9 protein-coding genes and 1 pseudogene are annotated in these 12,079 nt (G+C 34.1%); 6 read left to right on the top strand and 4 right to left on the bottom strand.

Annotated elements, in window-relative coordinates:
- Positions 1–27: 27 nt before the first annotated feature.
- Positions 28–573, bottom strand: a pseudogene (locus ACKI2W_RS01015) (C1 family peptidase); the annotation flags it as partial.
- 18 nt (positions 574–591) lie between these two features.
- Positions 592–918, bottom strand: a complete 327-nt coding sequence (locus ACKI2W_RS01010) for a hypothetical protein (RefSeq protein ID WP_407378620.1) — start codon at positions 916–918, stop codon at positions 592–594.
- 166 nt (positions 919–1,084) lie between these two features.
- On the opposite strand from ACKI2W_RS01010, the gene ACKI2W_RS01005 reads away from it, so the two are divergent.
- On the top strand, positions 1,085–1,945 hold the full coding sequence (locus ACKI2W_RS01005) for a hypothetical protein (RefSeq protein WP_407378619.1): 861 nt from the start codon (positions 1,085–1,087) through the stop codon (positions 1,943–1,945).
- A gap of 1 nt (position 1,946) precedes the next feature.
- Here the strand turns inward: ACKI2W_RS01005 and ACKI2W_RS01000 are convergent, their stop codons facing one another.
- The gene (locus ACKI2W_RS01000) at positions 1,947–4,661 is read right to left on the bottom strand and encodes a valine--tRNA ligase (RefSeq protein ID WP_407378617.1); all 2,715 of its coding nucleotides are present in this window, start codon (positions 4,659–4,661) and stop codon (positions 1,947–1,949) included.
- Between the two features lie 142 nt (positions 4,662–4,803).
- Between ACKI2W_RS01000 and ACKI2W_RS00995 the strand changes: the two genes are divergently transcribed.
- From ACKI2W_RS00995 to ACKI2W_RS00985, 3 genes are read left to right on the top strand one after another with little or no spacing between them, the layout of a single operon-like run.
- Positions 4,804–6,513, top strand: a complete 1,710-nt coding sequence (locus ACKI2W_RS00995) for an ABC transporter ATP-binding protein (protein ID WP_407378615.1) — start codon at positions 4,804–4,806, stop codon at positions 6,511–6,513.
- Positions 6,510–8,315, top strand: a complete 1,806-nt coding sequence (locus ACKI2W_RS00990; protein WP_407378614.1) for an ABC transporter ATP-binding protein — start codon at positions 6,510–6,512, stop codon at positions 8,313–8,315. Before ACKI2W_RS00995 ends, ACKI2W_RS00990 begins: the two co-directional genes overlap by 4 nt.
- The gene (locus ACKI2W_RS00985) at positions 8,312–8,836 is read left to right on the top strand and encodes a MarR family winged helix-turn-helix transcriptional regulator (protein ID WP_407378613.1); all 525 of its coding nucleotides are present in this window, start codon (positions 8,312–8,314) and stop codon (positions 8,834–8,836) included. Before ACKI2W_RS00990 ends, ACKI2W_RS00985 begins: the two co-directional genes overlap by 4 nt.
- Before the next feature lie 10 nt (positions 8,837–8,846).
- On the opposite strand, the gene ACKI2W_RS00980 is transcribed toward ACKI2W_RS00985, so the two are convergent.
- Positions 8,847–9,746 carry a hypothetical protein gene (locus ACKI2W_RS00980; RefSeq protein ID WP_407378612.1) on the bottom strand — a complete coding sequence of 300 codons (900 nt, stop codon included), beginning with the start codon at positions 9,744–9,746 and terminating at the stop codon, positions 8,847–8,849.
- 275 nt (positions 9,747–10,021) lie between these two features.
- On the opposite strand from ACKI2W_RS00980, the gene ACKI2W_RS00975 reads away from it, so the two are divergent.
- Positions 10,022–10,381, top strand: a complete 360-nt coding sequence (locus tag ACKI2W_RS00975; RefSeq protein WP_407378611.1) for a hypothetical protein — start codon at positions 10,022–10,024, stop codon at positions 10,379–10,381.
- 25 nt (positions 10,382–10,406) lie between these two features.
- Positions 10,407–12,065, top strand: coding sequence for a phenylalanine--tRNA ligase subunit beta (gene pheT / locus ACKI2W_RS00970; protein ID WP_407378609.1), 1,659 nt, complete (start codon positions 10,407–10,409; stop codon positions 12,063–12,065).
- The last annotated feature ends 14 nt before the right edge of the window (positions 12,066–12,079 follow it).

Raw genomic sequence — 12,079 nt, 5'->3', positions numbered from 1 at the left:
ATAATAATCATAATATGAAATATAGAATAAACCATTATCCCCAAAAGATTCACCCCAACTATTTTTACAAATCCATGCTCCATTAGCAGGTGCTTGATAAATAAAATTTTCTTTTGAAAAATTATCATCCCAACCAATAATGCTTACAGCATGCCCATCATCAGTTGAATTACTTTGACTATAATAAGAAAAAGTAACCTCATTATAAAAAGAAATATCATGATTATAAGACAATGCAACAGCACCATAATTAAAAATAGCTTTTTTTATATTATAAGTATTATTAAGAACAAATAATACATTTTGTACATGTATTTTACTGTCAAATAAATCGATATTTATTGATGATAGATTATAGGGATCTTCACTTTCCATTACTGGACCTAACCAAGAAGTAAGATAACCTATAGCCATCAAATCAATTCCTCCTTGATTAACAACACTATTAGATATTCCATAATTTGATGAATTACTCATAATATTTTTCATATTATTTTCTGAAAAATCATAATTAAATGATTGATTAATTTTTAAAATATTAGATTCTAATGTAGATATCGCTGCAAAAGCCCAACAATTACCACCATTTCCCTAATTTTCAATATGAGAATAAATATTATTATTCAAATAATAACTAGGTAAATTTGAAGAATAATTATTAGTAAAACCATCAATAATCGTATAATTTTCATCACAAATTATTAAACTACAATAATCACTATTTGTACCCAATTCAATATTCTGATTAGATGACAAATAATCATCAGCAATTACAATTTGCTCACCACAAATATTCTCAACAAAACCATTATCCATTTCTATTTCAGTCACATTATCAATATCAGATGCGTTAACCACACCAACACAAAAGAACATGAAAAGTAAACAGGAACACAACAAAAATTTTTTGTAAAACATGCAAAAACACCATAATTGATAAATAACGATATAATCAATGTGATTAAAACTTTAATTGATTATAATAATATGTGATATATAATTTACAATATAAATAATATTATGATAACATGAAATAATTTATATATGGAAAACATGTAATATTATTATAACAAAGGAGGGTAAAATGAAAAAAATTGTAATTATTTCAATATTATTGATATTAATATCCATATCTTGCATATATGCTAATGATAATATCGAAAATAACACAAATGAAACATCCAACAAAAAATATTATGTAGATTACCACTATTATTTTTATGAAAATGGAACTACCGGTTATATTGATCCTTGGAACAATGAAATCAACCACAAGACACCAATATTAAACCAAGAACAAATTAATTATTATATTGAAAATGGGGATTTCTCATATGCACTAGCATATCTCAAATATGCTAATGCGCACGGAAAAAATTTAACATATGATGAAGTATATAACGCCGAAGGAATACATGGAGATTACAAAAAAACAAAAGATTGGATTTTTTATAATAATGGAACAGTAACCCGGAATATTACCCTGTATTATGAAAATGGAACTAATAAAACTATACCCTACTCAACAACATATAAAACATCAATTTTTGGTACCGCGCAATGGATAGATGTACCATATGCATTTGAAGATGATAGACCAGTAATTACAATAGAAAGTGATTTAATACGACGTGCTGATGGTGTTTTTTTTACGGATGAAGAAATAATTGTAAGAGAAAACTCAACAACGAATCAAACAATGGATATAAACAATTTAACAAAAGATAATACTTCAATAAACAACACAAACACAACACAACACAAACAAACAAACAACACAAACACAACACAACACAAACAAACAAACAACACAAACACAACACAAACAAACAATCTAAAACCAATTATAAGTGCAATGAGAAATACCGCAAATCCATTAATATTATTATTGATTGCATGCTTAATTCCATTAGGAATTCAAAAAAATAAAAACAATAAGAAGTAATCTATCTGATTACTTCTAAAATCATATCTAAGTTTTCAGATTGCAAGATATCAACCTTTTTACCTGATGCTCCCACAATCTCTTTTTTAATATTCAACATATCTTCACTTACTACCAGTTCATCGATAGCCAGTTCATGATTTTCAGCCAATATTGAATCGATTTCATCCAAAGGAGTTGATTTCAGATAACCGATGATTTTACCTGCATCCCCTTTGAATTTAGGTCCGATTTGAGACATGTCAGGTTCCACTTCAATGATTTTTTCGTGAACTTCAGGTTTTCCGGATTTGATAGCCAAATCTTTGATTTTTAATGTACCTTCAATATCATCAGCAAAGTCTTCAAAGATGCTTATTAACTCATCATCTGTGGTGTAGACATTTACTTCTGCAAGTTCAGCATTTAATGGTATTTTTGAAGCGGATTTGAATCTTCTTACTTCATCAATCAAATCAATAGTGGTATCACCTTTGCTTTCAAATTCTTCACTTATGAGTTCACTAATCACTTCAGGCCATGAAGTGGTGTGTATTGATTCATCAGAGAAATATTGATAGACTTCTTCTGTAAAGAACGGTGCAATCGGAGCTAATAGTTTAAGTGAAGTTTCCACAACAGTTCTTAAAGTATATTTGGCTGCACGTCTTGATTCGTCGCTGACATCACTGTATAGTCTGTATTTTACAGCTTCGATATATTCGTCACAGAAATCATGCCAGAAGAATCTTTCTATTGATGTGATTGTATCTGCGAAGTTATATTCGGCAAATGCATTATCCACTTTAATGTTTAGGCTGTTTAATTTAGATAGAATCCATAAATCAAGAGGTCCCAAATTATCTTTAACTTCATCATATGATACTTCCTCATCGAATATCTGCATGCTGATAAATCTGAATGCATTCCAGAATTTTCTCAGGAATCTGTATCCGTGCTTGATGTCTTTCCAGTCAAATATTACATCAGATCCGGGAACACTGTTTGCTGCCCATGTCCTTAAGGAGTCTGCACCGTATTTTTCAATTACCTCTTCAGGCCCGACTACAAACTCAGGCCTTGATTTACTCATTTTGTTTCCGTCCTCACCGAATACCATACCATTGATTACGATATCATCAAACGGTTTTTGGCCGGTTAAAGCAAGACATCTGAGCGTTGTATAGAATGCCCATGTACGGATAATGTCATGTCCCTGCGGACGGATATTTGATGGAAAATGATTGATGTAATCCTCATCAGGCCATCCTGCAATGGACAACGGTGAAATTGATGAGTCCATCCATGTGTCCAGAACATCCTCTTCAGGGATGAATTCTTCGCATCCGCATTCGCAGGCATGTTTAGGTTTGTCTTGGGTCGGATCAATCGGCAAGTCTTCAACTTCAGGTAAAATTACAGCTCCACAGTCCTTACAGTACCATACAGGAATTGGGGTTGCAAATATTCTTTGTCTTGAGATACACCAGTCCCATTCCATTGAATCTGCCCAGTTAAGCATACGGGATTTCATATGTTCAGGCACCCATTTCATCTCATCGGCTGCGACTTTGGTTTTTTCAATCAAGTCTCTTACAGCTACAAACCATTGTTTTTTAACGAGAATCTCAATAGGAGTTTTACATCTCCAGCATTGCCCGACATTTTGATCTACCTGTTCCTGTTTTAACAGGTATCCTTCACTGTCCAAGTCTTCTATGGTTTGTTTTTTACAGGTCTGAAGGTCCATTCCTTCATATCTTCCGGCAGCTGAGGTTAATGTTCCGGTTTCATCGATTGCATTGATGATTTCCAAATCGTATTTTTGAACCCAGCTTACATCAGTTTTATCCCCAAATGTACAAATCATTACTGCACCTGTACCGAATTCAGGATCTACTTCCTCATCTGCAATGATTTTTACTTTCTGATGTGATAACGGAACTTCAACGTATTTTCCTAAAAGGTGAGTGTACCTTTCATCTTCAGGGTGAATTACAACGGCCACACATGCAGACATCAATTCAGGACGGGTGGTTGCAATTAATATGCCTTCATCTGAAGAGTCAGCCTGTTTTCCTGATGCCTGTGATGATGCAATATCCTCATAGGAATCTTCAACCGCAGGAGGGAAATTGACATAGTTTAAGAATGTGGTATTGTCTGAATATTCAACTTCCGCAAAAGCAATAGCTGTTTCACAACGAGGACACCAGTTGACAGGGTGAATTCCCTGGTAAATCAGTCCTTCATCATACATTTTTAAGAATGAATATTGGGTCTTTTTCATGTATTCGGGAGTCATTGTTACGAATTCACGACTCCAGTCCTGTGAATAACCCATTGCCTGCATCTGTGCTTTCATTTTAGCAATGTTATCAGTAGTTAAATCAACACAATATTCTCTGAATTTTGCACGTGAAACATCATTTTTCTTGATGCCGTGAGTTTCTTCAACCTTTACTTCAGTCGGAAGACCGTGGCAGTCCCATCCCTGGGTGAATAATACATCATTGCCTTTCAGTCTTCTGTATCTTGCGTTCATATCAATGTAAACCCAATTCAATACGTGACCCAAGTGAATTGAGCCTGTTGGGTATGGAGGGGGAGTATCGATTACATATCTAGGACGAGAGCCATCTCCAATGTATTTGTAGATTTCTTCATCTTCCCATTTCTTCTCCCAAACCTTTTCTTTTTTGAAATCATAGTCTTTAGGAATTTCTTGGTTTGACATAAATTTTCTCCTAATTATAGATAAAAATAATATTATTAGATTTATAATTTATTGTTTATAAAAATATTCAATTTAACGTTCAAAACATTTATATATGATAAAAGTATAATAGGTACCTATAAAAAATAATTTGGAGGTACCTATGAGAAATATCTTAAGACCGCTTAAAAGCAGGATTCCGCAAATAATATTGGTTATAATCTTTCTGATAGTTCAGGCATACTGCAACCTTACGTTACCGTCATACACTGCAGATATTGTAAATATTGGTATTCAAAATGCAGACATTGACTATATAATGAATACAGGCATGATGATGTTGGCAATGGTTGGAATTTCAGTTCTGGCTGCAGTTTTCCTATCATACTTTTCAAGCAGAATTTCATCAGGATACGCTAAAGACCTGAGAAAGATAGTTTACAGGAAAGTTCTTAAGTTTTCAAACCATGAACTGAATGACATATCAAGATCATCACTCATCACCCGTACAACAAATGACATCAATCAGATTCAAAGTGTTATTGGCATGGTATTGACAACACTGCTGTTTGCACCTATTCTTGGAATAGGAAGTGTCATTAAAGCATTTGAGCTTGGAACAGACCTTTCATGGATTATTCTAATCACGTTCATAGTCGTTGCATCACTGCTATTGATAATTATTACAAGAGTATTGCCTTACTTTAAGATAACACAGGAAATAATTGACAAGATGAACAGGACTTCAAGAGAAATCCTGCTTGGAATTCCGGTTATAAAGGCATTTGTAAGACAAAAGACAGAACAGAAAAAATTTGAAAAAATAAACAGGGAATTTGTTGACGTTAACTTATATGTCTACAGAAGAATTTTCATTTTGATACCGTCAATGAGTTTGATTATGAATGTAATGATTGTACTGATACTGTATTTCGGTGCATACAATGCGCTCAGCTCATCAATTTTAACCGGAGACATTATCGCATTCATCCAATATTCAACACAGATTGTAACATCCTTTATCATGATGGGAGGATTTTTAATCATGCTTCCAAGAATCATCGTTTCAGGAAGACGTGTTGCGGAAGTTTTAAACACTGAAATCACGATTACCGACGGGGAATTAACGGAAATTAATGATAAGCCTACTTTGGAATTCAGAAATGTTTCATACAAATATCCGAGAAGCGAAAAAGAGACCTTGAAAGATATCAATTTTAAATTGGAGCCTGGAAAGACCACAGCAATCATAGGAGGGACAGGAAGCGGAAAATCCACAATCCTCAACCTGATTCCACGTCTTCAGGATCCGACTTCAGGAGAGATATTAATTAACGGAAAAAACATTAAAGACTATACTTTAAAAGCGTTAAGGGATAAAATCAGCTTCACTCCCCAAAAAGCCATTCTTTTCCAGGGAACAGTTAAATCAAACATGCTTACAGGAAAGGATAATGCAAGCGACAGCGAAATTGAGGATGCATTGAAACTAGCACAAGTCGATTTTCTTGATTCAATATACGACAAAGTCTCACAGGAAGCGTCAAATTTCTCAGGAGGACAGAAACAAAGACTGTCAATAGCCAGAGGAATAATTGGAAAGCACAGCTTTTACCTGTTTGACGACTGCTTCTCAGCACTGGACATGAACACGGAAGCGAAAGTCAAAGACAACCTATACTCACTGTCAAAGGACTCCTCCATATTGATTGTATCACAAAGGATTTCAACAATAAAGGATGCAGATGAAATTATCGTGATGGACAACGGCGAGATAATCGACAGAGGAACACATGACGAGCTGAATGAAACGTGTGATGTATATCATGAGATAGTATCTTCACAAATCGACAGCATGGAGGTGACATTATGAGCCCGCCGCCAGCAAGAAGAAAACCTCCTGAAAAGGCAACAGACAACAGAAAAGCAATAAAAAACATACTGTTCCTATTGAAAGACTATAAACTGAAAATAGTTCTCACCGTAGTGTTCGGTATTGTTTCAACGGTGTTCAGCGTCATTTCACCGTTATTGATTGGCCTTGCAACGACCACAATATTCGATGGAATAAACAGAATCATGAATAATACCGGAACGATAGACTTCAATTCATTATTATTCTATTTAAGCGTGGTCGTAGTCCTTTATATCATAAGTTCAGTATTCTCATACCTTCAAAGCTATGTGTTAATTGACATATCAACAGACATCAGCTATAATTTGAGATTAAGGATAATGGAAAAGATCACCTCCCTTGCAATGGACAATGTTGATGAAAACAAAAGGGGAGACATCCTGTCAAGAATTACAAACGATGTGGATTCACTCCAAAATGGAATTACACAAGCTTTCCTTCAGATGCTGACTGCAATAATAACAATCATAGGCGTTTTTGTAATGATGCTCTACATCAATGTATGGATGACGCTTGCAACAATAATACTCGTGCCAATATCATTTTTAATGATAATCATTGTTACAAGATACTCTCAAAGCTATTTCCTAAAGCAGCTTGTCTTTAAAGGCAGTTTAAATGCGCAAATCGAAGAGACGTTTACAGGCCATGACATTATACGTGCATTCAACCAGGAGGAAAAATCAATTGAGAAATTCGAACAGGACAATGATGAATGGTACACCCAGGAATGGAAATCACAGTTCTTCTCAAGCCTTACAGGTCCTGCAATGAACTTCATTTCAAATTTTGCATATGTTCTGATTGCAGTTCTTGGGGCAATATTCGTGCTTGAAAAAGCAATAGCTGTTGGAGACATTTTGGCATTTTTCCAATACATCGAAAACTTCACAAGACCAATCCAGCAAATTACAAGGGTAATGAATCTTGTTCAAACAGCAATGGCTGCAACCGAAAGGATATTTGAATTTCTGGAACTTGATGATGAGGAAAACCCATCAGACAAACAAATAAATGATATTGAAAATGAAATCACCTTTGAAAATGTAAGCTTCGGATACAGTCCAAATGAAAAAATCATTAAAAACCTGTCATTCAATGTCAAAAAGGGTGAAAAGATAGCTATTGTCGGAGAAACAGGAGCAGGTAAAACCACAATCGTCAAACTGCTTATGAGATTCTATGATATTGATGATGGAGAAATAAAAATTGATGGAGTAAACATTGAGGAATACGACAAACACTCAATAAGATCACTTATCGGAATGGTTCTGCAGGATTCCTGGCTGTTTTCAGACACCATTGCAAACAACATCCATTACGGAAAGCTGGATGCAAGCGATGAGGAAGTGAGGGAAGCTGCAAGCCAGGTTTATGCTGATAACTTCATAAAGCAATTGCCTGACGGATACGACAGCTTTTTAAATGAGGATGTAGACAACATTTCCCATGGACAAAAACAGCTCCTAACAATTGCCAGAACAATACTGTCTTCCAAAAAGATATTGATTCTGGATGAAGCAACATCAAGCGTTGATACAAGAACTGAAAAACTGATTCAAAAGGCGATGGACAGACTTATGGAAAACAGAACCAGCTTCATTATAGCTCACAGGTTATCCACCATCAAAAATGCAGATAAGATTTTAGTTATCGAAAATGGTGAGATAATAGAATCCGGAAACCATGACGAACTGATTGCCAAGAAAGGATATTATTACAATACACTAAACACACAGAATAAGGAGAATATAATATGAACAATGAATTGTTATATCTCAAGCTCTTCAGATTAAGCCATATGATGGATATAAACAATAAACGATGCAATGAAAAGACAATAACTAAAGGCCAGGGCAGAATCTTGATGATTTTACAGAAAAAAGATGGAATATCAACAAAGGATCTTGCCGAGATAATGGATATTCGGGTAACATCCTTAAATGAAACACTCAACAAGTTAGAACAGAAAGGATATGTGAAAAAAGTAAAATCTGAAAGTGATAAAAGGATTTTACTCATATATCTAACAGATAAAGGCCGTGAATTTGAATTCATAAGGCTGAAGGATGCGGATATTTTCAACTGTTTGAATGAAAAAGAAAAGGAGGAATTCGGCGAATATCTGAATCGTGTTACCTTAACATATCACAACAAAATGAAAACTAAAAATCCCGAATTTGAAAAAATGTTTAAACACAGACAAGAGCTGTTTAAAAAGCATTTTGGTGACATTAAACCTGATGAAACATGGTTTTTAAACAAAAAAAATATTAAATAATCCACAAGGATTATTTAATGTTTAATACACTTAATCTAGGCAATCCAGTAATTTCAACAATATCCTCAGTCGCAAATCCTTTACGCACCATATTTCTAGCAGTTTCAAGCTTACCTTCTTCTCTTCCTTCTTCTCTTCCTTCTTCTCTTCCTGCCTCTTCTGCACGACATAACATTCCGTCGATTCTGGCATTTATTATATCCTGACTTGTAACTTCAACTTCTTTTTTTGTCATGTTTAAACCTCTCATAGCTTTTTTAATGTTTTCTTCAGTATTTAGATGTTTTCCAGACCACAATATTAAGCATTTTCTTAAAATTCCCAATAAATTCTCATCAATAATCAAATTATTATATATTCCAATTAATTCAATGATGATGTTTTCCATATTCTGGTTTGTTCTGTATGTTGGCATCCAAATTAAGTCTAATGCATCATATGCATTAATTACTTGATTGTTTTGTATTTTATATTTTATATTATTTAATAGTACTGATTGCTCTTTTTCTTTTGAGTTAATCCATGTGGGATTATACAACAATGTTGGACTTGCATAATCCACTTTGAATTTTGGTATTCGTCCTGTGTTGAATATAAATGGATGTACGAGCTTTTTTGTAGCAGCATGCAGCACGGTTTGATATTGAAAATTTCTGCGCATCAAATCCTCAGTTATATTAGTGTGATGTTCAATGTGAACAACATCACCGTTTTTTAGAAGATATGCATAATCAATATTCAAATCCCTAAAATCCTGTGAAAGATATCTTTTAGGTAGTAATTCTACGATATCCTTAAGATTTGTGAGAAATTCCGTGAATTCTTCAATTTCACTATCACAAATACTAAAAATCTTATCTTCCGTATCGTATTTGTTAGGGAGTGATGAATCAACTAACCTATTATCCATATTTTTTCACCTCGAAAAATGAATTAATAAACATGTTAATATTGAACAAATAGATATATAAACATTTCTTTTTTAATATAAAAAACAAATAAACTAAATTTTTACAAACTAACGAAAAATAACCGGCTAAAAGCAATATTGATATGAGAATATAATATTAACATATGATGATAAAATTTCAAACACAGGACAAAAATTGAACATCAATAGATAAATATATTATATTTAATAATCATAAATAATTATATTATAAATTTTTAAAGGACTGTTAAATAATGCACTTACTATGGTTTTACGTTGCAATTGTTTTAGCTTTAAGCGATATCCTGCACACACAACTGATGTGGAAAGTATTGAATAACTTTTACATCATATTAGGTGGTTTAATCTATCATTCCGTAGACAATTCCCCTTTAAAGACATGGGTAGTCCATGAATTGATGGAAGCGGCATTTCACTTTGTTGTCTTGTCAGTTGTATTCCTATCACCGACAGTAGGTATTTTAGCAGCCACAATTCATTTTATAATAGATGTAAGCCACACATTCTTAATTGGCCATATGGGCGAATTGGAACACAGAGCTCTGCATTTTTTAATTGAATCAGTATTTTTCATTTTAATTTATGGATTGTAAATAGAAAATTAATGGAGTATATTAAATGCCAGTTATTACATTCAAATACCAAGATTTAAAAGATTTAGGAATAGATATGGAAAAAGATGAGTTAATAGACACATTGCCTATGATGTCCAGCGACATTGAGGACTTTGATGATGAAGAAATCAAGGTGGAATTCTTCCCTAACCGTCCGGACAATTTATCTGTTGAAGGAGTAGCCAGATCTTTTAAAGGTTTTATTGGTCAGGAAATTGGTATTCCAAAGTATGAAATTACATCCTCCGGCGAGAGTGTTATTGTGGAAGATGCTGTGGCTGAAATCAGACCTTACATTGCTTTTGCAAAAATAGATGATGTCGATTTTACCGGAGACAAACTCAAATACATAATGGATTTCCAGGAAAATCTCCATTGGGTAATCGGCCGAGACAGGAAAAAAGTCGCTATCGGTATTCACAATGCAGATGTTGTAAAAGCTCCATTCAAATACATTGCAACCCCTAAAGAGAAAAATGCATTTGTTCCTCTTGAAAAAGATACTCCAATGACTCCAAATCAAATTTTAACTGAACATGACAAAGGTAAAGATTACGCTCATCTGATTGAAGATTTTGACAAATACCCTTTGATTTTAGACTGCGACGACAATATTCTTTCAATGCCTCCAATCATCAACGGTGAGCTGACCAAAATCAAGGAAGACACCAAAAACATCATTGTTGATGTAACAGGTACTGATGAAAGAGCAGTTAATCAGGCATTGAACATTATCTGCTGTTCATTTGCGGAAGTCGGCGGAAAAATAAAAAGCATGGAAGTTAAATATTCCGACAAAACTATCGTCAGTCCTGATTTGACTCCTCAGGAAATTAATGTCCATGTAGACACTGCAAATGAACTGATTGGTGGAATCAGCCTGAATGCTGAAGACATTAAGGAACTGTTATTCAAAGCAAGATTCGATGCTGAAATACTTGATGACAATGAACTGAAAGTTTATGTTCCTGCATACAGAGTGGACATTTTACATGAAGTTGATATTGTGGAAAACATTGCTGTACAATACAGAATTAACTCAATTGAAGCTGAATTGCCTGATATCAATACTGTTGCATATGAAAATGACTGGTTTAAGGCAGAAGGAACTATCCGTGAAGTCATGGTCGGTTTAGGCTTCCAGGAAGTAATGAGCTTAATGTTAACCAATGAAGAATCACATTACGAATTCATGAAACAGACTGAAGAAGACCACGTTCAGGTAGCAAGACCAATTACAATCGACAGAACCATGATTCGTACCAGTTTAATCAACAGCTTGATGGAATTTTTAGAAGACAACAAACATGAAGACCTGCCTCAAAAGATATTTGAAATTGGTGACGTTTTATATATGGATGAATCCAGAGAAAACAAGGTCAGAACTTCCAAAAAATTAGCTGCATTGAGCTGCCACTCAACTGCAAACTTCACTGAAATCAAATCAATTGTAACTAGCGTTCTTTCCAATTTAGGCTATACAATGGAAATAGCTGACAGTGAAAATCCGTCATTCATTGAAGGAAGAGCAGCTGATGTGATTGGTGAGGCTGAAAACGGATCCATTAAAGGATTCTTCGGTGAAATATCACCGGAAGTCATTACAAACTTCACATTAGAATATCCTGTTGTTGCATTTGAAATTGAGTTTATTAACAAATAACTCAGTTTTATCTT

This window comes from Methanobrevibacter sp., from assembly GCF_045603845.1.
Classification (GTDB): domain Archaea; phylum Methanobacteriota; class Methanobacteria; order Methanobacteriales; family Methanobacteriaceae; genus Methanocatella.
Note: the sequence above shows the minus strand (reverse complement) of the source record. Positions and strands in the feature narration are given on the sequence as shown.